Consider the following 24,388-nt stretch of genomic DNA (forward strand, 5'->3'; position numbering starts at 1 on the left):
GTACTCCGGCGTGCCGTGCTACTATCCGCTTATTCCTTGCCGCGGGGAGACCGGCAAGCACCACAGCAATATTGCCCGGGCCATCCCCGATGCCATAGGGAATGGCCTCCGCGGTGGAAAAGCTTAACCTGAAACTCAGTAAAAAAGTCTAGTGCATGACCAATCACTCACCGACCGCCCGCCGCATCGCGAAGACCATCCTGAATGGTTTTGATGCGTATTTTGCAGACTACCAGAACATCACCCTGGGCGCCAAGGCGCGCTTTGAGACCGCCTCCTGGCAAGCCGCACACCAGGCCAATAAGGAGCGCATTGATCTATACAAGACCAAGGTCAATCAGGTGCTCAAGCTGGTACACTCCGTCACTAGCAAAGACACCAGCCAACTGGATCTATGGCGGGATGCACGCGCAACTTACGCACAACTAATCGCCAGCCATAGCAATTACGAAATCGCGGAAACATTCTTTAACTCAGTGTTTTGTAGCCAGTTTAAACACGCCAATATCCACGATAGCAATATTTTCGTTAAACCTTCCCGCCCCCCGGAAGACAAGCCGCTGCGGGATTACAGTATCTATATCAGCTATAGCGGGCGCGCCGGCCTGGAAAACATGATTGAGGATATCCTCAAGGATTTCAGCTTTTCTGCACCCTGGGAAAATATGCAGCGGGATATTGAAAATATCTGTAGGGCGCTACGTGGACGCCCCCTTGCAGACCTGGAAAATGAAAAATTGCTGCGCGTGGATATGCTGGAGTCAGTTTTCTACCGCAATAAGGCCGCCTATCTGGTTGGGCGCATGATATTCCATGGTGAGGTAGTCCCCCTGATCCTCCCCTGTCTGAACAACGGTCGGGGCAGTATCTTTGTAGACACCTTGCTGCACAGCAATGACTCCGCCAGCATTATCTTCAGTTTCACACGCTCCTATTTTATGGTGGATGCACCGATTCCTTCCCGCTTCGTGCGCTTTCTCTCTACCATTATGCCTCTAAAGGAAAAATCGGAACTGTATAACTCCATAGGCTTCCACAAGCATGGCAAAACGGAGTTTTATCGCCATATTCTCGCCCATATGAAAGTGAGTAATGACAAATTTGTGATTGCTCCTGGCATCAAGGGCATGGTGATGAGTGTATTTACGCTACCCTCTTATCCGGTGGTATTCAAAGTCATCAAGGACCGTTTTGATCGCCCCAAAACTGTCACCGAGAAAATTGTGAAGGAGAAGTATAAGTTTGTTTCCCGCTCAGACAGGGTCGGGCGTATGGCTGACACCCAGGAGTACACCAATTTTATTTTCTACCGTAACCGCTTTAGTGATGAATTACTGGAAGAACTACAAAAACTCGCTCCCTCCAAGCTGCTGATCGATGACAAGTGGGTAATCATCAAGCATCTCTATGTAGAGCGGCGTATGGAGCCCCTTAACCTCTATCTGCAAAATGCCAATGAAGAGGAAACAAGAGAGGCTATGGAAGAATACGGCAATGCAATCAAGCAGCTGGCCGCTGCCAATATTTTTCCCGGCGATATGCTACTGAAGAACTTTGGAGTCACCCGTCATGGCCGTGTCGTCTTCTACGACTACGATGAGCTTTGCCCTCTGACAGAGTGCAATTTCCGCAAGATCCCCGAAGCACAGACCGCAGAGCAGGAGCTGGCGGATAAGCCCTGGTATACGGTAGATGAGGCAGATGTTTTCCCCGAGGAATTCCGCCTATTTTTCTCTGGCAACCCTGTTGCTCGCGCAGCCTTTGAGAAGCAACACAGCGATCTTTACGATTACCGCTATTGGAGACGACTACAGGACCGTATTCGCGCTGGACATGTGGAGAGCGCCTTCCCTTACCGGCGCAAGTGGCGCTTCCACCGTCGAGCACCGGCTATCGCAAGGAAAAAGTAAGTGCTCAATCTGTGACTATATTGGTAGGAGGTATTTCCTATTAGAACAGGTGATAAGTGCGCATATTTGCATGGGCCACAACCCCAGTGGCCCTGGCTTTATTATTTGCCAAGGGCTGCGGTTATCTCCCCAGCGAAATGACCATTGCCGGGAAAGAAAAAGCGCCACCGCCCCACGCTCGCATCACAGGCAAACCCCAAGTGGTCAGCTGTGCCACCCCAGCCAGGGGGTTTCGCCCAATCGCTTTTGATGCGCTCTACACCTTTACAGGCGATGAACGCCAACCATTCCAAGAGAAAACCAGTATTCCGGCGCAATTTGATGTGGAAGCCTATGTATGGGGCAGTGAACGCTGTGCTCCTAGCGCCTTCTGCAAGCGCGGAGACTATTATTGGCTAATTGGTCGCGGGCCGGGAAATGAGTTCAATACCTGGGTGGTTACACCTCAATACCCGAGGATGATTATTCAATCTCCTTGTTACGAATGGCTTCGGATCGGACAGCGCTATCGCTTCTCTTTTAGCCGTGGGAAGCTGGTAGGATTCAGCCGAGACTAGGTGAGTGCTGATTACTGTGGGCGCTTTTTAAGGTAGCGATAAATAGCATCTTGAGAACGACACCCCTTACGATCACTATTGGCAATTCTGGTATTACTTTGCTTTGCATCCATAACCCGGGCCTTTTGATTGTCACTCCATTGCAGCTCCAGTATTTTCCGTACAGTCTCACGATGCTTACTATTGGTCAGGGGAAAAGTAACTTCCACTCGATGATCCAGGTTACGGGTCATCAAATCTGCCGAGGACAGCCACATAATCTCCTCACCACCGTTGTGGAATATATAGACACGCGCATGCTCCAAGAACTTATCCACCAAACTGATAACCTGGATATTGTTGGAGAGTCCCGCAGTTTCACATACTAACGAACACATACTCCGCACAATAATTCTAACCTGCACACCAGCAGCACTTGCACTATAAAGCCGCTCTATCATCTGACTATCCACCAAGTTATTGCATTTTATGAACAACTCGGCCTGATCACCTCTTTGTGCAGCTTCGATTTCCCGATCTATTGCCCCCAGCAGGGCTGCGCGGTTGGTCAGTGGGGAAACCGCGATATGCTGGAATACCGGGCGACGTCGAGTACGCTGGATAAATTCGAAGACATTGTAAACATCCAGGCCCAGATCCTGGTTATTAGTTAACAAACTAAAATCACAATAAATTCGCGCGGTACTCTCATTAAAATTACCTGTTCCCAGATGACTGTAGAATTTATCCTTGCCCTCTTCCCGCCGAACAATAGAGATTAATTTGCAATGAACTTTTAATCCGGGAACGCCATAAATTACCTCCACTCCCGCATCGGATAACTCCTTGGACCAATGGATATTGGCTAGCTCATCGAATCTCGCACGCAACTCAACTACTGCAATCACCTTTTTATTATTGCGCACTGCATTTATCAAAGCAGCAACCACCCGTGAGTTTTTTGCAACCCGATATAAATTGATACGAATTTCCCGCACCTGGGAATCTATAGCTGCAGAGGCCAGCAAATTGGTGATTACACGAAAATCATGATAAGGGTAATAATAAAGTCGGTCTGCACTGCGAATTTGTGCAAAAGCACCCCCATCACTCGGCAGCGTAGGCAGTGGCACCAACGGCTTGTAGGTATAACGCCCAGAGTCCGCTGGAAATTTCATCAGGTCTTTGGAATTGTGGTAGCGGCCACCTGGTGTATAAGTATCGTAACGCCCCATCTTTAATTTTTTTTTCACCAAATTAAGGAGCACTTCGGGCATTTCTGCATCATAGGCAAGGCGCACTGGATCAGCACGTTTACGTCTCTTGAGTGATTTTTCTATACGATCTACAAGATTCTGGGTGATTTGCTCGCCCAGCTCCAGCTCGGCATCGCGACTGATCTTGAACATGAATGCCTGCGCCGAGCGAATGGGCAACACTTGGCGAAACACCTCTACCAAACAGGCCCGTATAATATTGTCCAGAACGATATAAACCTTTTCCCGCTTACCTTCACGGGGTGGAATCACTACAAAGCGAGATAGAGTATTAGTGGGAATTTCCATAGCGGCATAGCGCCGACTGCCATCTTTTAGGCGGAGGAAAATCGCAAAATAAATACTCGCCTCATTAAGTAGCGGCATAGTATCGCGGTCATCAATAAAGAAAGGCTCCAGCTCAGGCAACACTTCGCGATGAAAGTAATCCTCTACAAACTTACGCTGGCGCTCGCTGAGCTTATTCTCCCTAACCACATGGATGTTATGTTTATCGAGATCAGCCAGTACTTTGGCGTAAGCACGTGCATAGCGCCGCTGAAGACGTAACACTCGCTCATTAATTTGCCCCAATAGTTTGGCAAAATGCCTCTTCTGTTGTTCACCAACGGCAAAGGCCGCGAGGCGACGTACATCCGCTACACGAACCCGGAAGAATTCATCGAGGTTATTGGAGAAGATCCCCAGGAAGCGCACCCTCTCAATAACGGGTACTGTTTCATCTTCCACTTCCTGCAACACCCGCTCATTAAACGACAGCCAACTCAACTCTTTGGGGTATAGGGGCGTATCGTTAAACATCGACAATCTGCCAAACATCTCAGCCGCAAATGAATTTCCCCATCCCAGAGGGCTTGGAGTGAGCGTGTCCCAAGCAGTCAATTTAGAAGGCGCAGTAATAAGCGGAAACGAGGCACTACTGCAGAAAAGAGGATTTACACGCTTTTCGCCAATTTCAGGGGCGTATTCCCGCCAGATTGAAACAATCTAAGTGGGCACAGGGTTATACAGTTAATAGTAGAGCAGTTTGCCGTCTCAATTAACGCGGGTGCCAGGATGTCGATGCAATCACCAAGTGAACGCTACGCAGCGCTCGACCTGGGTTCTAACAGTTTCCACCTGTTATTGGCGGAATTTCGCGGTCAGCGCATGGTGCGCCTGCATACAGACCGTGCCATGGTGCGCCTGGCTGAGGGACTGGATGCCGAACGCAATCTGGATCCAGCGGTGTCGGAACGTGCATTGGCAGCTCTCAACCGTTTCCAACCCGTACTGGATAAACTACCGACCGATCATATTCGTGTGGTAGGCACCAACACCCTGCGCGCTGCAGCGGCCAACGCAGACGGTTTTCTCGAAGAGGCGGAATCCATCCTGGGGGTGCCAGTGGAAATCATCAGCGGCATTGAAGAGGCTCGCCTGATTTACTCAGGTGTAATGGCCGCCGCTGACGGTCCACCCCGGCTACGCTGCATAATCGACATCGGTGGCGGCTCCACCGAACTGGTGCGCGGTAGTGAGTCCCCAGAGCAATTGCAAAGCCTGTACATGGGCTGTGTTTCCTACAGCAAGCGCTACTTCGCCGATGGCATTATTAGCAGGCAGACCATCAATCATTTCAAGCACGCTCAGCGCGCTGCACGTGCGGAGCTTCAGGAACTCCAGCACATGGCCACCGAAGCTGAAGTAGTAGGCTGCTCAGGTACCATCAAGGCGGTATCTCGAGTACTGAACGGTGGCGAAGTAGAGGATATCAGGCGCGAGGATATTGATCGCCTGGCGCAAGAGGTGGCCCAAGCCGAGCATATCGCCGATTTGAATTTGCCCTATCTCGATGAGGAGCGCCGCCCTGTATTCGCTGCGGGCCTGGCAATTTTGCACGCTATTTTTTGCGAGCTGGATATCCAGCGCATGGAAGTCTCACCTTACGCAATACGCGAAGGCATAGTGCACGACCTGGCTGGCCGCCTGCATGGAGGGGACAGGCGCGCGGATACAGTGGCCTGGGTAATGCAGCGCTGGCAGATAGATGCCAACCAGGCTCGCCGCGTAAGTGATACTGCCCTTAAGCTATTACAGCAACTGCGTCCCGGATATCCGCCGGAAGGACGCCAGCGATTGCGCTGGGCCATACAACTCCATGAAGTTGGTTTGGCCCTGACGCACAGCAGCTTTCGCAAGCTCGGCGCTTTTATGATCAAACACGCTGATCTGGCCGGGTTTTCCAAGGGTGAACAGGAGCACTTGTCCTATCTCGTGCGCAACCAGCGCGGACGAATAAAGCACCCCAAAGAACACTACGGCTTCCACCCCAGCCCCGACCTGCTTCTGTGTCTGCGCCTGGGCTGTATCATTCACCGCGATCGCACCGAACGCACATTGCAAGGAATCAACCTGGCCGACCAGGGAGATGCCTACCGCTTGCAAATTGAACGTGAGTGGCTGGATAGCAGCCCGGCTATTGAGGAGCTGCTCTACCAGGAAGAACAGCATTGGCAATCACAGACACGCCCATTGCGCCTACTAGCGGTATAGACACCACTGTGAATAGTTATCGATACCGGTAACATGCCCGTTAATATCAATTTTTATCCTAAGCCCAGAATCTATGAAGCTCAGCGAAGTTACCCTCAGCCACCACTATGCAGATCTGGGCGACGCCTTCGGCACGCGAATAGATCCCACCCCCTTCGATCACCCCCAGTTGATCGACACCAATCCAAAAGTCATGCAGCTACTCGGTATCGATGCATCTGAGATAGAAAATGCCGCATGGGCGCAACTGGGCTGTGGCGCCAAACTATTTCATGGCAGCCGCCCCTTTGCCATGAAGTACACAGGTCATCAGTTTGGGGTCTACAACCCGGACCTGGGTGACGGCCGCGCATTGCTGCTGGGAGAAATCGAAAATGCCGGACGGTGTTGGGAGCTGCACCTTAAAGGTGCCGGCAAAACCCCCTACTCCCGTTTTGGCGATGGCCGCGCGGTATTGCGCTCCACTATTCGCGAGTACCTCGCCGGTGAGGCCTTAAGCGGCCTGGGTATTCGATCCACCCGTGCACTATGTATTGTTGGCAGCGACGAACCGGTAACACGTGAACAGATTGAAAATGGCGCCATGCTGATCCGAGTGGCCGAGAGCCACGTGCGCTTCGGCCACTTCGAATACCTGTTTTACACTAAACAACTACAAGCCCTGCAACAGCTCATCAGTGAAATCTGCCAGCGCTTTGTGCCAAATTCACAAGGGCTCGGTGTCCGCGAGCAGGCTGAGGCGATGCTGCGATTTACCACTATGCGCAGCGCCGAACTGGTAGCTGGTTGGCAGGCAGAGGGCTTTGCCCACGGAGTGCTCAATACCGACAATATGTCGATTATCGGCGATACCTTTGATTTCGGCCCCTATGCCTTCCTTGACGACTACGACCCCACGTTTATTTGTAATCACTCAGATCACACAGGCCGCTACGCCTTCGAACAGCAGCCGGGTGTCGTATTGTGGAATTTAAACGCGCTCGCCCACGCCCTGTCCGGATTTGTTGACGTGGAAACATTGCGTGATTGTTTGGAGCAGTTTCAGCCCCAGGTCACCCGCACCTATGCTGCACGTATGCGCGCCAAGCTTGGGCTCACCACAGAAGAGGATGGCGATCCAGCACTCTGTGCAGATCTACTAAAACTGTTACAACAGGGTGAGGCGGACTATGCCCGTTTCTTCCGCGCATTGGCACACTATCGCGGCGAACGCCCAGCAGCTGGGTTATGTGAATGTATCGCAGCAGTTAAACACGATGCGCTGGATCAATGGCTGGGGCATTACGATCGACGCCTGTCACGTGAGAATAGTAATTCCCGCACGCGCAACCGCGCCATGTTAGCAGTAAACCCCAAATATATTCTGCGTAACTATTTGGCACAGAAAGTCATCGAGGCAGCCGGACAAGGTGATTATTATCCCCTGCGTACTTTGCGCAATTTGCTGCAATCACCGTTCGAGGAACACCCGGAGCATGAGGCCTGGTCTGCCAGACCACCTGAATCCGGCAAGCGTATTCCCCTAAGCTGCTCCTCATAAAGCGGCAAAACTGGTACGAAAATCAGATAAAAAGCGTTTAAATGCGGCTAACTGCCGGATATATGCGGCTAATTTTTGCCCGATGGTGACTATCCTCCTGCCGCCAACGATGACTTCATGTAAGATCTGGGTCACCACTTAACAGAGGAACTCCTACAGATGATCAAAAACCTGCTCCTGGCCGCTTTCGGCCTGATGTTCGCCCTGCAGGCCAGTGCCGCAGATGTTGTAGGCAAGTGGCGCACTGTCGACGATGAAACCGGCCAGCCCAAGTCCATCGTGGAAATCTACGAAAAGGATGGAAAGTACTACGGGAAAATTGACCAGTTGCTGATGAAACCCAATGACACCGTCTGCGAGAACTGCCCCGGTGATCTGAAGGGTAAACCTCTCGTTGGCATGGATGTGATCACCGGCATGGCGAAGAAGGGTGATAAATACGAAGGCGGAGAGATTATGGACCCGGTCACAGGCAAGGTATACGACTGCAAGTTCTGGCTGGAGAACGACGATACCCTGAAGGTGCGCGGTTACCTTGGTTTCTTCTACCGCACCCAGACCTGGCACAGAGTTCAGTAATTAAATATTAAGAAGGCCCATCTCGCGGGCCTTCTTAATATCTGTTCTGGCAAGGAAGCCCTTCCCCTGCAAACTTTTCGTTTTTACAGGACCACCCTGCCACTCTCATCGGTTGAGGCTCGGGCCGAAACCACCTTGGCATCCTCGCTGGTGTCGATACGCACCTTTGCACTCATACCGGCCCGTAACTGCGGCGCATCCTTTAGAGGATAGAGACGCAAGCGCACCGGCACTCTCTGTACTACTTTCTTCCAATTGCCGCTGGCATTCTGGGGAGGCGTCAGGGCAAACTCGCTACCACTAGCCGGGCTCATACTGTCCACCTGGGCCTGCCATTCGAAATCAGGATAAGCGTCGAGGGTCACCTCTGCCTGCTGACCGGTACGTACCTTGGCTAGCTCAGTTTCCTTAAGATTGGCTTCCACCCAAAGACCGCTAGACCCAATCATATTGAGCAAGTTAAGTCCGGCAGTGGCCATCTCCCCAACCTGGGGCACGGTATTGGCGATGGTGCCATCTACTGGCGCAATAATACGCGTACGAGACAGTTGATAGTTGGCCTTATCCAACTGTGCCTGGGCCACTTTGAGATCCGCCTGATCTTCCAAAGCAGAACCAGGATCGCCTCCCAGCTCTGCCCGCAGGCTGGACAGTTTTTCTGCATTGATAGTGATCTGTGCCCGAGCCCGCTCCAATTGCTGGCGCGCACTATCCAGCTCCGCTTCAGAAAAAGCCACTTTGCCTAGCTTTTCATTGCGCTCCAGTTGGCGCCGGTAAAAATCTGCATCTTTGCGCGCCTGCTGTAAGGCGGCATCGGCCTCCGCATATTCGGCACGGCGGGCCAGCAAGTCATTGCGCACCTGTGACAAACGGGCTTCTGCCTCGGTGACCGCCAACTCAAAGGCGGTGCGGTCGATCTGAATTAACAGCTGGCCCTTGCTCACCACTTGGTTGGCACTCACCAGTACCTTGGTGACCACACCGCTGACTTCTGGTGCCAGGGAGACTTTTTCCGCCTTCACATAGGCATTCTCTGTCTCGACGATATCGCCACTGCCAAACAGGCTCCAGCCAACCGCCAGCGCAGCAAGCACCAGGACCAGTATGAGCCCCAGTTTGCGCTGTGTGGTTCGATCCAGGTTTAGATTCAGCTTGTCAGTCAAATTCAATCTCTTCGCGTGTCAGGTTTTTGCGCAATCGCTCCAACAACGTTTGCAGCTGTATTACTTCCTCCGGGGAAAAACCATCCAGGGCTTGGGCGCGAGTCTCTTTTTCGAGCCCATCCAACAAAGCCATGGCCGGTTCCGCCTGCCCGGTCAGGTAAATACGAAAGCAGCGCCTGTCCTGCGGGTCAGGGCGCCGCTCTACCAGCCCTTCCCGCTGCAGGTTATCGAGTTGGCGCGCCAGGCTAATCGGCGCCATATCAAGGCACTCAGCCAATTCTGCCTGCTTCTGCCCCTGTTGTCGCACCAGATGCCACAGCACCTGCCAACGGGAGCCGCTGAGACTATGCCCCCTGGCTCGGCGGTCAAAGTTGCGCCGCAGTAAACGCGCCGCGCTGTGTAGCTCCAGGCTCACCCCAGTCGCAATATCCTCGCCCTGCGTATCTTTCCCTGACATGCCTAAGACTCCCTTTTTGAGGGCGCTCATTATAAGCCTGCTTATTATTTCATCAATGTATCAGTTATCAATACGGGATTAGCAATAAAAAAGGCGGTCAGAATGACCGCCTTTGCCAGCACAGGTGGACTTCAGCTTACTTTTCCAATACCTCAATCCGATCGACCTTCTGGAATCCCCGTGGCAGCTTATTACCACGGCGACCGCGCTCGCCGCGGTAATGATCCATCTCTGCGATCTTAATCTTGGTATGACGCTTTCCAGCGTGGACAACCAGCTGGCTCTTACCCTCCAGCACGGCAACACCCACCACAACTTCCTCACGGCTCGCTGCGCGGGCCGAGGTGATATTGATAATCTTATTACCCTTGCCCTTCGCCAACTCAGGCAATTCAGTGACAGGGAATACCAGCATACGTCCTTCCGAGGTTACTGCCGCCAGCAGGGCCTCCTGTGGATTTTCCAGTAAATGAGGTGGCAGCACCTGCGCTCCCTTGGGCAGGGTCAGCATGGCCTTGCCTGCCTTATTGCGCGACTGCAGATCCGAGAGCTTGGCAATAAAGCCATAGCCGGCATCGGAGGCCAGTAAAACCCGTTGTTCGTCCGGCCCCATGAGCAGCCCCTCAAAGGTGGCACCGGAGGGTGGATTGATTCGCCCGCTCAGCGGCTCGCCCTGCCCTCGCGCCGACGGTAGAGTATGGGAGGCAATGGAATAGCTGCGCCCTGTACTATCAAGTAACAGCGCCGGCTGGTTGCTCTTGCCTCGTGCGGCGAAGCCGAGACTATCCCCAGCCTTGTAACTCAATGCCGCCGCATCAATTTCATGGCCCTTGGCCGCGCGAATCCAGCCCTTTTCGGAAACCACAACAGTGATGGGATCGGAAGACAGTAACTCCGCTTCGCTAAACGCTTTGGACTCTTCACGGGCAACGATGGGGGAACGACGCTCATCACCAAATTCTTTGGCCGCCGCCAATAGCTCTTTCTTGATCAGCGTCTTCAGGCGACGTTCGCTATCCAGAGTTTTAGTTAGAGTATCACGCTCTTTCTCCAGCTCAGCCTGCTCACCACGAATTTTCATCTCTTCCAGACGCGCCAACTGGCGCAGCTTGGTGTCGAGAATGTAGTCTGCCTGGATATCCGTGAGCTCGAAACTCTCCATCAACTCCTGTTTGGGTTCATCGCTGGTGCGGATAATTTCGATCACCTCATCGAGATTGAGGAAGGCGATCAACTGCCCGGCAAGCAGGTGCAGGCGTTTCTCAACTTTGTCCAGGCGGAACTGTAGGCGGCGGCGGGTGGTAGTTGCCCGGAAAGTCAACCACTCTCGCAGGATCTTATCGAGGGACTTCACCTGGGGGCGGCCATCGATACCGATCATATTCATATTGACGCGGTAGTTGCGCTCAAGATCGGTGGTGGCGAACAGGTGGTTCATCACCGATTCCATATCCACCCGGTTGGATTTCGGCACAATTATCAGGCGCGTGGGATTTTCGTGATCCGACTCATCGCGAAGGTCATTCACCATAGGCAGCTTCTTCGCCTGCATCTGCTGGGCAATCTGCTCCAGCACCTTGGCACCACTCACCTGGTGGGGCAGCGCGGTAATCACGATATCGCCGTCTTCCTTGCTCCATAGGGCGCGCATCTTGATAGAGCCGCGACCGGAAGTGTAAATCTTACGAATATCATCGCGCGGCGTAATTATCTCTGCTTCAGTGGGCATATCCGGGCCGAGAATATGCTCACACAGCTCCTCTACTGTGGACTTGGGGTTTTCCAGCAGCGCCACAGTCGCGTTGACCACTTCGCGCAAGTTGTGCGGCGGAATATCTGTAGCCATACCCACGGCAATACCGGTGGTGCCGTTCAATAGAATATTGGGCACCCGTGCCGGAAGAACACAGGGTTCATCCATGGTGCCGTCAAAGTTCGGCTGCCAATCGACAGTGCCCTGCCCCAATTCCGACAACAGTACTTCCGAATATTTACCCATGCGCGACTCGGTGTAACGCATGGCGGCAAAGGACTTGGGATCATCCGGCGAGCCCCAGTTGCCCTGACCGTCGATCAATGGATAGCGGTAACTGAACGGCTGTGCCATTAACACCATTGCCTCATACACGGCACTATCACCGTGGGGATGGTACTTACCGATCACATCGCCGACCGTACGCGCGGACTTCTTATACTTGGCGGTATTCTTCAGGCCCAGCTCGCTCATGGCATAGACGATACGCCGCTGCACCGGCTTTAGGCCGTCTCCGATATTCGGAAGGGCGCGATCCAGGATCACATACATGGAGTAATCCAGATACGCCTTCTCGGTGTACTCCTTTAACGGCAGGCGCTCTGTGGCCTCATAGACAGAGGTGTCGGTCATACAGCACTCGTTATTCGATTCGGAAGGAGCGGATTATGGCGGACTGGGGCGGGAGGTTCAAAGGGAAGCAATGAGTGTTAAAAAGATATATCGCGGAACTGGAGTAGGAGTAGGAGTAGGAGTAGGAGTAGGAACTAGCTTCCACTTCTCAGCTAACCTAGCAAAGCAGTACAAACCACTGAGTCAAATTCACACGACAGATGTATAAGCATTTTAGAATACTGGCAGGAAACTAAAACCACTAACTACAAAGTAGTTAGCAAGTAACCCCTGATATGCCTCAACTAAAATTAGAGACACTGAGTATCGGCTCACTTGAAAAAATAGCGCTGGATGTACCGCCGGGAGAAGTCATCTGCCTATCCGGCTCCTCCGGCTCCGGTAAAAGCCGCCTACTCAGAGCTGTGGCTGATATAGAGCCCCATAATGGCAAGATATCTCTTGATGACAAAGAACAGAATAAAATACCTGGCCACCAGTGGCGTCGCCAAGTCATGCTGGTACCGGCACAGAGTGCCTGGTGGTATGAGACTGTCGGTGAACACTTTAATAAACCGATGGACGAAGCCTTAAAGGTATTCGGGTTTCCCGCAGAGGCCACAGGGTGGCAGGTGAGCCGGCTCTCTTCGGGAGAAAAGCAGCGTTTGGCGCTTATTCGCGCTCTCTCCTATGAACCAAGTGCGCTTTTACTGGATGAGCCCACTGCCAATCTCGATGTGGAAACCACGAATAAAGTAGAAAAGTGGCTGCTTGCTAAGATTCAAAAACATCAATACCCGGTAATCTGGGTGGCCCACAGTAAAGAACAGATACAGCGAGTGGGCAGCAGGCATTTTGAGATTCAGGGAAGCCATCTTGTGGAGCGGGAGATATCACAATGAGTGTGATCGACCTGACATGGTGGCAGTTATCGCTGGCTGCGGCGCTGGTGGTTGCCCTGGCAATTTGCACCCATATCGCACGATTACAGCTCGGCAAGCCACTGATTGTCGCGGCAGTACGCACTGCGGTTCAATTGGCGCTTGTCGGAGTCATACTGGAAGCCCTGTTCGCTGTTGGCACCCTGTTATGGGTCAGCCTGCTGGGATTGGCAATGTTATTGTTTGCCGGGCAACAAGTCGTCTCACGGCAAAAATATCGCCTGCGTGGAGGCTGGAGTTTTGCCATTGGCACTTTATCCATGCTGGTTTCCGCATTTAGCGTCACAATACTGAGTCTAGTGGTGCTAATCGGTCCTCAGCCCTGGTACCAACCTCAATACTCTATTCCCCTCCTGGGAATGCTTCTTGGGAATACCATGACCGGCGTTGCCCTGGGCCTGGATCGACTAACAGAAAGTATGCGGCGCTCAAGCGATATTATTGAAAATCGCCTAATGCTGGGCGAAACCTGGCGGCAAGCCAGTATTGAATTTCGCAGAGACGCAATGCGCGCGGGATTAATGCCAACAATCAATTCGATGGCTGCAGCCGGCATTGTATTTCTGCCAGGTATGATGACTGGGCAGATACTAGCTGGTACATCCCCCACAGTCGCAGTGAAATATCAAATTTTGATTATGTTTACTATTGCTGCTGGTACAGGGTTTGGTACTTTTGTCTCTGTTGGTATGTGTGCGAATCATCTCTTTGATTCGAGAGAGAGGTTATGTATAGATAGATTAAAGGAGTTAAAATCACCTTGATTTAATCTAAGTTACTCAATAGCAGCGCAAGTGTTACAAGACAAATTAAAATACCTTTATTTAGAGTATTAATTGAGTCTGAATTATTATCAAAATATTAAAGCCCCTTTAAAGGTAACCTTCTGGAAAGGTAATTTTCTGGAAAGGTAACCTTCTGGGTATTACTGATTGCTGTGAGCTGAGAATCCCCGACAATATCCCAAGACATACATTCCAAGAATTAAATTCGCCCACGACTTCGATATTTCCATCTTTATTCATAATATCAAAGCCAGGAGTTGCTTCCCGAAATACAGTGGCACCACCATAGGTCAATTCAGCAAGGGGCTCAGACTCACCACTAATATTGTAAGAAATAGGAAAACCAAATTCGACACTTTCAATTTTACCCCAATAGGCTCCCCCAGCTGCAATACAAGCAGAGTCAGTACCCCAACCCCAAAAAACTGGAGCATTGAATAGATTACCTGAGGCTGGTTCCTTGACTGTGCTAAATTCAATAGCCATATAGGTTTCGGGCCCAAATATGCGTGATAAAAGAAACAGTTTCTCTTGAAATGCCTCTAATGCACTTATGCGAAGACCAATCCGTTTCTCAAGGTCAGGATGTAAATAAGTCTGCTCGATGCCATTAACTCGATCGAGATAACCAAAAACATCCGTCTTAATAGGAAAGGTATCGGTATACTTGTCTGAAAAATTAGTACCTGAGTCAACTAGCTGTAGTTTCCCATGGAATTCCAGCAACCCATCGGGAGTACACAAATGAAAAAAGACTGGAAAAGGCGTTAACGCTGGCAAACAGCCAGCGTTTTCAAATTAATCACGTAGCTTTTTATGGCCGACCTAAAAATAAAACTAGAGCGGCTATAATCAAACCAACTAACAAAATCCAAACCCCTCTCAACATCAAGGAGCGTGCATATTCTGCCTCTTTATAGCGCAGCGCATAGGGAATACCGGTGATTGGACCCAAGAAAATGGTAATGATACCCCAAACCCAATGCTTGTTACCCAATGCTGTAAGGGCTGCCATTAGTCCCCCAAACCAGCATAAGGTAACACCGATCACACACACCACAAGTGCAATGATTGACCACCACTGGTTGGCCAGGAAAATTTCTACAATTTGAGTTTCTGTCATGGTGACCTATTACTCCCTATTACTACTCGGTCATTAGAATACCTGCTCCCCGGTTGACAACTCTCTGATTATCCATCCAAGCCAGGGAAAGATACCCCCAGTAAGGCGGCACCTATGAATGGCATATAATAACCTTTAAGCGGAGCAAATAGTCTCCTTAAATAAAAGCAAGAAAGTTGGCAAGCACTTACTCTCCTGAAAACTCAGTCACAAGCTCTAGTCCCGTAATATTCCTGGTCTCATTGGCAAAAGCATAATATTCCGGCTTTTCATCGATAAAGATCTGATGAGTCATTTTTACTTCTTTAGGTAGATTTAAAATTCCCGCTGGTATTGAATACTGCTGGGTTTCTTTTAAACGGTAAAAAAGATGAGATCCACATTTGGAGCAAAAGCCACGCTCTGCCCAGTCTGAGGAGTCAAATACGGAGATATGCTCCTCTCCAGAGATCTCAACATTGGTTTGGCAGTCCACCGCCAACAAAGGACCACCACCCCACTTTTTACACATTCCGCAGTGGCAGACACCCAAATTTGATGATGGTAACGAGGCCTTAAGGGTAACAGAACCACACAGACAACTTCCTTGTACTTGATTAGTACCGCTCATATTACATCCCCTCTGTAATGAACAACTTTATTATCAGTGTCAGTATTTGCCAGCAAACACTGTCATCAAAAGAAAACTACACGCTTGGAGGGAATCACACAAGGGTTCCGATGAATACTTCTGGACTAAAGATCACACTAAGATCTCTATAAGTTCTCATTTATGAGACTTGGTTCTAACCAAAGTTAGTTATATCTTCCAGCGAGCTTCATAAATTATGAGTCACTTTTCCTATCTTAGACCTGAAGCCTCCCCCCAGGAAATATTCAGTCACTTACATGGTGCAGGACCATCAATATTAAAAACATTTGAAGCAGCAATGAGAAGCCCCTCAGAACTATCTCGTGGAGAACGTGAATTAATAGCAGTATTTATTTCCTCCTTGAATGGATGTCGATACTGCTATCTATCCCATGCAGAAGTCGCACGCGAATATGGAGAGGCAGATGAACTTATAGAAGCTGCGCTTTCAGGTGTTATCACTCAGTTTCCCCAAAAGCTGCAAATAATTTTTAGTTTCGCTGCGAAAGTGGCTGAAAATGCTCATTCGATTTCGAAAGAAGATATTGCAGATGCTATTAGTGCTGGATGGAAGGAGCAAACAATATTAGATGTTGTCTTCGTCGTATCCTGCTTTTCTCTAGTTAATCGCTTAGTATCCGCCGCAGGTATAGAACCCTTATCACAGCAAGGTAATATAGAGGCAGGTAAATTTATTGCGCAACAAGGCTACTATCAAGATAACAAGTCAAAGTAATTTTACAAATCTTGATTAATTTGAAAACTCGACTCTGGGCTGGCCAAAATCTCTTCCATTGTAATCTGGTGCGCAGGGGATCAATTCCGCCGCTGGAATGCCTGCATCAATAAGATATCGCTCAACTTTTCGACTACGCTCTTGTGCCAGCTTCTCAAACTCTTCACGCAAGAAAATAGGGGGGTTATGGTAAAAATCAGCAAGGAGACGGCGGCTACCTCTTAGGCCTACGGTAGACTCAGGATACATTGCGCTCCAGTCTCTGGCATTAGCTATACCGCACACTCCGGGGCGGGCCTTCGGATGTTTATGCAGTACAGTTACCATTTGCTGTAATTGCCCCATAGCCAAACTACTTAATTCTGAGCTGCCAGGAGCAAACTCAATTGAATCAAAGTCTTTTGCCATAAATCGTCCCCACGCCAACTTAACCAGCAGGTAAATTCCATAGGGAGTTAGGTAGCTTAACAAAGCATCGAAGATGGCTTTTTGCAGTAATTCACTGAAGACAAAGGATAGAGAAAACTTAGGATCTCGAATATTACCGGTTACAGGCATTCCAAATTTCACATTTCCCTGGCCATCTTTCAGCAACCATAAAGCCACATTTAATGGGATAATTTTTGATTTAACGGGCAGCTGGTCATCCTTACGAACACGACGCACTTTGATTTTTTCTAGCTCAACATCAGCAAAAGCATTCAATTGATTTTCCCGCACATGAATGCTAACCACCGCGTCCATTTGTCCTTGTAATATCTTATAACCAAGTAACTTAGCCATATAGGGAGTGGCCGGAATAAGATTTACATTCTCCATATACCCCGTTAAATCAGCATCCCATATGTTCTCCCCTAAGTAATCGATAGTTCCCCCCAGTTGAATGTCACCAAAACCACCAGGCCTGCCATTAGCTACCAACACTGCCGGTGGGTGTTCGCCGAGATTGCTAAAATGGCTCAAATTTAGATTGATATCACGTACGGGCAGCCGAGCTCGAAACTCGTCCTGCCGATCAACCCAGGTGAAAGTGCCATGTCGAAGATGAACATCCCTTATATGGTAGGAAAGGGGGTCATTTTTTTCTCTCTCAACAGAAAGTCTGTTTACCCCTTTAAACCCTCTTAGCTCAGCTATTTCTTGCTTTATTGGGAATCTACCCCGCTCATCCCGCACTAAAATAAACCGCGGCTGTAGAAAATCAATAAATTCTACATTTAGTAATTTATAACGCCTATCGAAACTAAATCCTTCAATATGCAGTAATCTAAAGTCCCCCACTGTGCTATGTCGATGATACTCTGGCTCAACTGGATTCCTGTTAAAAAAGTGAAAATGAACCGCTTCCCCCCAGGAAAATCGCCACTCCTGAGCACTGATCGCAAATTGTGAAAGCGTTATACTCTCCCCCTCCACTAGCAGTTCACCTTGGGGAGAAAAAAGATCAATTTTTTTCGCCTTTAGTAAATTGAACTCCAGGCCCTGTCCAGCTGTAAAACCTCCATCCAGTTCCAAATCCCCCAGCCTGAAACAATGATCTCCCTCATCGAAATAGCCGTTGGGTATACAACTGGCAATATTATTCAATTGCAACTGCTGTACATGTACTGATCCAGAGCTGAAGCGTAGTTGTCTCACCCGTAGACTTTCTGTTTTTAACAGCTGTTCCGGTAGTGCCTGCGAAAATCCTGCTGCATGCATCTGTATATTTGCCGAACTAATATCGAAGACTTTAAATATTCTTCCGGAAAGCGTATTTTTACTTACTACTTTGCCAAGTTTCAGCCGTTCTAACTGATAACAAGGCGCTATCTTTCGGTCTTTAAGTAATCCTGCCGGAAGACAACCACTTATGTTGCCAACTTGTATCAGTGATTTCCCCTCGAAGGAAATATTATCCAATTGCAAGTTAGGTACCCTAATCGGTTTAGTATTTCTACGCACTAAAGACAATCCACTTAGCTCCATTGAACCCTTAAGAGAAAATGGTCTACTGAGTGATATTTTTTGCACACCAGGCATCAGGAGCTGGTCGAGCCCATAGCAACGTCGCGTATCCCCCGGGCTAGCCTGTTTCAATAGATGAATATTTACCTTCCTGTCGGAGTCAGGTAAACAGACCCTGATATTTTCCAGGCGAAAATTCGTAACGGAAAAATCTCCATCACCATCCCAGGTCATGCGCTGCCAGCTCATCTGTTGCAAGCCAGCCTGCAAGTAATTATTCCCTTTTTGCCAAAAAGCAACTGGTGCAGTTTGCATAGGTCCAAAATCCAAAAGAGCTGTATTTTCATTTAATCCAATACGAACCGGTCCTCTATTGAAGCGCAATCGAGGAGTTTCAATGCAATCAGCCAGCTGAAACCTATTTGCCTCACTAGGTAATAGCCTGTGCAAACCACAGATAAGAATGTTATCAATTTCCAGATGGTACAGATCGAGTGTATTGTGCGAGAAGGCGATTTTATCGACGGACAGCTTTGAGAGCTGCCAAAGTGGTTCTCCTGTTCCTATAGAAGTAAATTCTGTCTCTCCAATAGATAAGCCGCTACTACCAACTGAGTATATTTCTTTACTGAACACACAATGTGGCAATCGTTCTGCGGAATTTAAATGGCTAGGCAAGCAGGCAAATAGCGACTCTATGGATAAGTCCTGCATTTCTACCATAGAGTCTTGTGTGTTATTGCCAGACCATAGAAACTCCAGCTCAGGTATGGATAGTTTCTGGATTTCCAGTAATGGAATATTGCCACTTCCCAAAAGCTGCAGTTGCTCAATATCGCTGTCATCCAGATTACCCGATACCCGATCATGCCCAGCCTCCAGTTTAAAGTGCCCTCCGAGTTGCACTGTTTGCAATTCCACACATCGCAGCTTTTGGGTCAAAGTACTCTCTAAATCTGGCAGGCAGGCATGCAACTGGCCGACTGAGCTTTCGGGTAAGGCAATATAAGTGCTAAACGTATCAGCAGGAACAATACGAATCCTGGCCAATGGCAAGTTAAGGTCGGCCAGGTTAAGCAGGGGTCTGTTCTGTACAGTAGCTGCAGTGGCGCGGCCAATAGAAAGCTCCGCAGTGGCAAAATCCAACCCCCCCAGCCAGGCCAGCACAAGGGGGCGCTCTTGTTGCAGGTCGCGCACATCAAAGCAGGCTGGCATTTCCTGCGCTGCTGCTGACGAACGGTAAATCAATTTTGCCCATTCAGGGGGCAAACACCCATCCAATCGAAGGAGGGAGCTGCTCTGTAGCTTGAAATTAGGGGCACGAATACTGGCCAATGCCATACTCAGAGCCTCTCTCCCTGTTTTCGATTCCCTCAGGCGCCCCTTTTCCTTACCGTAATCCTCTTGCCCCACAGCGCCTTCCGTAGCTGAAAAGGCATTGGCCCATGGGTCCTCAACAGGTTCACGGCGAAAATACCCTTCACCGGTGCTGAATTTTTGCAGCAGAAGCCCCTTATTACCTCCTCTAGACTCTCCCAATAACAGCCGTTGCACTCCCAGCTTACCAAAGATGGCATAACCATCCTCACCACCTTGCCAGGCAAAATTCCCACGTCCATCCAGGCTATTCAGTTGCGCACAAAGTGGTTCCCAGCCCGTAGGCAACAATCCTCGCGACATGCAACCGGAAAGGGACTCGAGGGAAAAATTCTGAATCGAATAAGGTGTGTCGACACCCAAGGTATCAATTCCACGCCACTTTAATTTTTGCAATTGCAGCTGTTCTTCACCGAGTCCAGACAGCTTGAGCTGAGCAAGAGATAATGGTCCACTGGCAAAGCCCCAGGGAATTTCTAGTGGGGAAGAGCCGAAGCGTAAGGCAGCTTTTTCCTTAGCCCGCAAACCGACCAAACGTACGCAGTGATCCGGTTTTTTCCACATATCGCCGGGGACACAACCATTGGCAGTTCCCACCGCCAAGCTGTCCACAGCTAGGATGCGACTGGTGACATCAAATTCCAATGAACCCAATGCTGCTTGCTGAGCGGTTAAAGGCTGGCGATGGGGTTGAGCAACATCGAGATAGCGCAACTGCTGCGCAGCACTGGTTCCGGTTGTAATTTTAAGTCGATGGCTCCAGTCAAAAGTGGTTGGTTCAGGCACCTGCAAAGTGGTTGCGCGGATACAAAAATGATGATTGTTATCACGCAGGTGCTTAGGGCACCAATCAAATGCAGTAGCCCGGCCCCTGCGCCAATGTATCCGCTTTATTGAGCGGACAAAATCGAAGTCACGAATAGTGATGGTTCCAGCGCGCCAATCCTGCCAACGCTGATTACTCTGCCGGAGTAAGACGCCCTCCCCACTCGCATAACGCCAATGTGCCAATCCTTCACGGCCAAACCCAAATCTAAGATCACCTTCAACATTGAGGCGACGCGCAGCAGCGCAGTGGCCAACCAGGCGCTGTAAGCCGCGAATTGCATCAGCCCACTTCTGAGGCGGACAGCCAGAAAAAAGCTCTGCTTGAAAGGATTCCGCTCCGGTACGCAAACTTGGCCAACGGAAATCTCCTTGCTTCAAGTGCAGATGCGCCAAAGTAGTATTGTAATGTGTCGAATTTTTTTCCCTGGCCAACAATTCCTCTAATTGGATATCTGTAGCTGCGATATTGACCTTGAGGGGCACATCTCCCTTGCGCCACAGCCCCAGCAAAAAATCCTCTATTTTTGCATCGCCAACATAGGCACAGGTCGCAGTTGGCCAGACAGGCCGGTGGCGATAACAGAGTTCACTATCGCGTATCCTGGCCCAGCCGATACCCATTTTAAAATCACGATCCCTGCGCTTCACCTCTCCCAAGTCCCAGCCGCCCACTTCCCATTCCCGGTATTTTTCTCCGGGAACGGATTGCAAATCCATGTAGGCGCCACTTACCGAGGCGCGTGGTAAGTGGGCTCGCCCGCGCAGCAACTGCCACCAGCTGTAATCCAGTGTTACTTCACGTGCGGCAAACCCCCTTCCTTCACGATTGGAAGCACGCACCCCTACAGCCAGCACAGACAAATCTAGTAGGGACACCCGGAAATAGTCGGCATGAAAATCCAGGCCCCGCTCAGCCAGCCAGGCATCTGTTTTATCTCGCACGAAGTCCGAGGCGAAGATAGAAAAGCCTTCCAGTAGCAATAAGCCACCAACCAACCACCAAAGCAGATGGCGAAACTTAGTGTATTGATGGACGGGCTCTGGTGGCATTGGGAAAATAGCGCCGCAAAAAATAAATTAAGCGCAAGCTGCAACGACAGCCAAGCCAATAAAGTAAAGACCAGCACCTGTGTATTTTTTTACCCTGGCGCTTCGATTCGCGATAATAGGAGCCGGTGTCGTGCTATAGGTCTCACTTCAACTCATGCTGTCTACTATTTATCCAGAAGTGAATTTGCACGGCGGAAGAATTTGGCAGGCGATCAGGTTATATATCGCTGCGACCATTCCATTAAGTGAGCAATGAGTGAAATGCAGGAGCACCCAAATTACCAGGATATCGTTCTGGTCGGCGGTGGCCACGCCCATGCCATAGTGCTGCAAATGTGGGCTATGAACCCACTACCAGGCGCGCGTCTAACACTGGTTTCCCCACAAGTACAAACCGCCTATTCAGGCATGCTACCTGGTATGGTAGCGGGCCACTATTCATTGGATGACACCCATATAGATTTGATCCGGCTATGCCGTGCGGCTGGGGCTCGCTTTGTGCAGGCCTGTGCGCACCATATTGATCCCGAAGAACGTAAAATTTCCTTGTTGGGGCGCCCGCCACTGGAGTATGACCTACTGTCACTGGATGTGGGCGCGACTCCCGCACGGGAGCTGCCGGGTTCGGAGTTAGCAATCCCAATCAAGCCCATTGGGCACTTCTATCCTTTTTGGCAGAAACTTTTACAACATGTGCATAAGACCCGGGCACCGCTAAAACTCGGCATTGTCGGCGGTGGTGCTGGTGGCTGTGAACTGGCCATGGCAATGGCCCACGCACTGGAGGAGCAAATTTATTCCGGGCGTGTGCAGGTACACCTGATTCACGCCACGGAAAGAATCCCCCAAGGCTATCCACTGCTTGCACGCAAGCTTGCAGAGCGCGAACTCGACCGTCTCGGAGTACAGCTGCATCACAACTGGCCTGTTCAGGAGATTACAGAACAAGGCGTACGCAATAAATGCGGCGACCTGCTGGAACTCGACCAGGTACTCCTCTCCACTAATGCTTGTGCACCGCCATGGCTGGCTGATTCACAGCTTGCCCTGGATGAAAAGGGCTTTGTGCTGGTGGATCGCAGGCTGCGTGCCCAGGGCCGACAGGAAATTTTCGCTTGTGGTGATGTGGCCAGCTTTTCAGCAGAGCCACTGCCCAAAGCCGGCGTCTACGCCGTTCGCCAGGGACCAATTCTATTCCATAACCTGCGCGCCACTCTCACTGGTCACCCGCTAAAGAGCTATCGCCCGCAAAAGAGCTTCCTGAGCTTGCTATCCTGTGGCGGCAAACGCGCCATCGCTGTACGCAATGGGATTGCCGTCTCAGGTGACCTGCTATGGCGCTGGAAAGACCATATTGATCGCACTTTTATGCAGCGCTTTAGCGACCTGCCCGTTGCTATAGAGGAAATGCCTGAGGCCCAACCCCGTGAAGTAATAACCCAACGCAACGGCATCTCATTGTCGGGTATGCGCTGCAACGGCTGTGGTGCCAAAGTCGGCGCGGAAGTTTTACGCCGCGCCTTACAGAAATTGCCCCCCCAGCAGTCAGAACATCTTTTACGTGGCGTGGGCGATGATGCCGCAGTGATGGACCTGCCCCCAGGCCAGTTGCTGGTCCAAAGCTCAGACCAGTTGAGGTCTATGGTGGCGGACCCCTGGTTGTTTGGACGAATTGCCACACTGCATGCACTCTCAGACTTGTTCGCCATGCATGCGCGCCCCGTCAGTGCACAAGTGCTGGCAACCCTGCCTACCGCCGCAGCAGAAATTACCCAACGAGATTTACAACAACTATTGGCCGGGGCCATTTACGAACTCAACCGCCACAATTGCACCCTATCCGGTGGTCATACTGCCGAAGGCGCGGAGATGCAGTTAGGGCTCACGGTGAATGGCTTGGCGGAACGTGAGCAGTTACTGGAAAAAAGCGGAGCTCGCGAGGGAGATTGCCTGGTGCTGAGCAAACCCCTCGGCATAGGCACAATTCTCGCAGCGGAGGGTATGGGTGAAGCTGAGGGGCGCTGGGTGCAGAAGGCCCTGGAGTGCATGCTGCTCAGCAATGCGAACGCAGCCGAAGTACTTGCCCAGCACAGCGCACGCGCCTTAACAGATGTTACAGGATTCGGCCTGCTCGGCCATCTGCTGGAAATGCTCGACGCCGATAAGCTTGGCGCCACACTAATCGCCGAACAACTTCCGCTGATTCCGGGTGCCGCTAAGTGTATCGAGCGCGGTTGGCTCTCCAGTCTGCAGCCACAGAACGCACGCGCCTACCTTTCTGTGGAAAACCCTCAAGAGTGGCAATCCCTTCCACACTGGGCACTGCTCGCAGATCCACAGACCAGTGGTGGACTGCTCTCCGCCTTACCACAGGAACACGCTGAGGCCTGTGTGCGTGACCTGCTACAAAGCGGCTGCAGCCAGGCTGCAATCATTGGCGTTATCACCCACACTGATGGAGTGAAGCCCAGTGTGCGCCTGCAACGAGAAGGAAACTGGCGCCAGCTGATAACTCGCGACAATGAGGCGGTGCAAAGCCAGGTTTAAGTTGCCTCCAATACCGATGAGAGAGATACTGGCGCCAGAACAAGCGCCGGCAACCAAGTAT

At 50.7% G+C, this 24,388-nt stretch carries 18 protein-coding genes; 9 read left to right on the forward strand and 9 right to left on the reverse strand.

Annotated elements, in window-relative coordinates:
• Positions 1-155 precede the first annotated feature (155 nt).
• Complete coding sequence (gene aceK, locus ACJJI7_RS03920) at positions 156-1,910, forward strand: bifunctional isocitrate dehydrogenase kinase/phosphatase (protein ID WP_020414443.1); 1,755 nt, start codon at positions 156-158, stop codon at positions 1,908-1,910.
• Between the two features lie 56 nt (positions 1,911-1,966).
• Positions 1,967-2,467 carry a hypothetical protein gene (locus tag ACJJI7_RS03925; protein WP_020414442.1) on the forward strand — a complete coding sequence of 167 codons (501 nt, stop codon included), beginning with the start codon at positions 1,967-1,969 and terminating at the stop codon, positions 2,465-2,467.
• An 11-nt stretch (positions 2,468-2,478) separates the two neighbouring features.
• Here ACJJI7_RS03925 and ppk1 read toward each other — a convergent pair whose 3' ends face one another.
• The gene (gene ppk1 / locus ACJJI7_RS03930; protein ID WP_353375611.1) at positions 2,479-4,524 is read right to left on the reverse strand and encodes a polyphosphate kinase 1; all 2,046 of its coding nucleotides are present in this window, start codon (positions 4,522-4,524) and stop codon (positions 2,479-2,481) included.
• A gap of 261 nt (positions 4,525-4,785) precedes the next feature.
• Between ppk1 and ACJJI7_RS03935 the strand changes: the two genes are divergently transcribed.
• Positions 4,786-6,258 carry a Ppx/GppA phosphatase family protein gene (locus ACJJI7_RS03935; RefSeq protein WP_020414440.1) on the forward strand — a complete coding sequence of 491 codons (1,473 nt, stop codon included), beginning with the start codon at positions 4,786-4,788 and terminating at the stop codon, positions 6,256-6,258.
• Between the two features lie 73 nt (positions 6,259-6,331).
• Positions 6,332-7,798, forward strand: a complete 1,467-nt coding sequence (locus ACJJI7_RS03940) for a protein adenylyltransferase SelO (protein WP_020414439.1) — start codon at positions 6,332-6,334, stop codon at positions 7,796-7,798.
• Here ACJJI7_RS03940 and ACJJI7_RS03945 read toward each other — a convergent pair.
• Positions 7,793-7,933 (reverse strand): hypothetical protein, encoded by a 141-nt coding sequence (locus ACJJI7_RS03945; RefSeq protein WP_475113765.1) that lies wholly within the window; start codon positions 7,931-7,933, stop codon positions 7,793-7,795. The genes ACJJI7_RS03940 and ACJJI7_RS03945 overlap by 6 nt on opposite strands.
• A gap of 24 nt (positions 7,934-7,957) precedes the next feature.
• Between ACJJI7_RS03945 and ACJJI7_RS03950 the strand changes: the two genes are divergently transcribed.
• Entirely contained in the window at positions 7,958-8,377 is a 420-nt protein-coding gene (locus ACJJI7_RS03950) for a DUF2147 domain-containing protein (protein ID WP_020414438.1), read from the forward strand.
• 83 nt (positions 8,378-8,460) lie between these two features.
• On the opposite strand, the gene ACJJI7_RS03955 is transcribed toward ACJJI7_RS03950, so the two are convergent.
• From ACJJI7_RS03955 to parC, 3 genes are all read right to left on the reverse strand, one after another.
• The gene (locus ACJJI7_RS03955; protein WP_020414437.1) at positions 8,461-9,540 is read right to left on the reverse strand and encodes an HlyD family secretion protein; all 1,080 of its coding nucleotides are present in this window, start codon (positions 9,538-9,540) and stop codon (positions 8,461-8,463) included.
• Positions 9,533-9,997 carry a MarR family winged helix-turn-helix transcriptional regulator gene (locus ACJJI7_RS03960; protein WP_157533593.1) on the reverse strand — a complete coding sequence of 155 codons (465 nt, stop codon included), beginning with the start codon at positions 9,995-9,997 and terminating at the stop codon, positions 9,533-9,535. The genes ACJJI7_RS03955 and ACJJI7_RS03960 overlap by 8 nt, the downstream gene beginning before the upstream one ends.
• Positions 9,998-10,133: 136 nt before the next feature.
• A complete protein-coding gene (gene parC / locus ACJJI7_RS03965) occupies positions 10,134-12,383 on the reverse strand; it encodes a DNA topoisomerase IV subunit A (protein ID WP_020414435.1) in 2,250 nt (749 codons plus the stop codon).
• A 275-nt stretch (positions 12,384-12,658) separates the two neighbouring features.
• Here parC and ACJJI7_RS03970 point away from each other — a divergent pair, with 275 nt between their 5' ends.
• Positions 12,659-13,264: an ABC transporter ATP-binding protein gene (locus ACJJI7_RS03970; RefSeq protein ID WP_020414434.1), complete on the forward strand. Its 606-nt coding sequence runs from the start codon at positions 12,659-12,661 to the stop codon at positions 13,262-13,264.
• On the forward strand, positions 13,261-14,067 hold the full coding sequence (locus ACJJI7_RS03975) for an ABC transporter permease (protein ID WP_444902598.1): 807 nt from the start codon (positions 13,261-13,263) through the stop codon (positions 14,065-14,067). Before ACJJI7_RS03970 ends, ACJJI7_RS03975 begins: the two co-directional genes overlap by 4 nt.
• A 108-nt stretch (positions 14,068-14,175) precedes the next feature.
• Here the strand turns inward: ACJJI7_RS03975 and ACJJI7_RS03980 are convergent, their stop codons facing one another.
• The 3 genes from ACJJI7_RS03980 to ACJJI7_RS03990 form a co-directional block, all read right to left on the reverse strand.
• The gene (locus tag ACJJI7_RS03980) at positions 14,176-14,868 is read right to left on the reverse strand and encodes a hypothetical protein (protein WP_444902597.1); all 693 of its coding nucleotides are present in this window, start codon (positions 14,866-14,868) and stop codon (positions 14,176-14,178) included.
• Between the two features lie 34 nt (positions 14,869-14,902).
• Positions 14,903-15,211 carry a hypothetical protein gene (locus tag ACJJI7_RS03985; protein ID WP_282952365.1) on the reverse strand — a complete coding sequence of 103 codons (309 nt, stop codon included), beginning with the start codon at positions 15,209-15,211 and terminating at the stop codon, positions 14,903-14,905.
• Between the two features lie 187 nt (positions 15,212-15,398).
• Positions 15,399-15,821, reverse strand: coding sequence for a GFA family protein (locus tag ACJJI7_RS03990; protein WP_282952364.1), 423 nt, complete (start codon positions 15,819-15,821; stop codon positions 15,399-15,401).
• Positions 15,822-16,038: 217 nt separating this feature from the next.
• On the opposite strand from ACJJI7_RS03990, the gene ACJJI7_RS03995 reads away from it, so the two are divergent.
• Positions 16,039-16,578 carry a carboxymuconolactone decarboxylase family protein gene (locus ACJJI7_RS03995; RefSeq protein WP_353375607.1) on the forward strand — a complete coding sequence of 180 codons (540 nt, stop codon included), beginning with the start codon at positions 16,039-16,041 and terminating at the stop codon, positions 16,576-16,578.
• A 15-nt stretch (positions 16,579-16,593) separates the two neighbouring features.
• Here ACJJI7_RS03995 and ACJJI7_RS04000 read toward each other — a convergent pair whose 3' ends face one another.
• Positions 16,594-21,780, reverse strand: coding sequence for a DUF748 domain-containing protein (locus tag ACJJI7_RS04000; RefSeq protein ID WP_444902596.1), 5,187 nt, complete (start codon positions 21,778-21,780; stop codon positions 16,594-16,596).
• A gap of 252 nt (positions 21,781-22,032) precedes the next feature.
• On the opposite strand from ACJJI7_RS04000, the gene ACJJI7_RS04005 reads away from it, so the two are divergent.
• Positions 22,033-24,327 carry a slr1591 family oxidoreductase gene (locus tag ACJJI7_RS04005; protein ID WP_444902595.1) on the forward strand — a complete coding sequence of 765 codons (2,295 nt, stop codon included), beginning with the start codon at positions 22,033-22,035 and terminating at the stop codon, positions 24,325-24,327.
• The last annotated feature ends 61 nt before the right edge of the window (positions 24,328-24,388 follow it).

It is taken from the genome of Microbulbifer variabilis, from assembly GCF_056232115.1.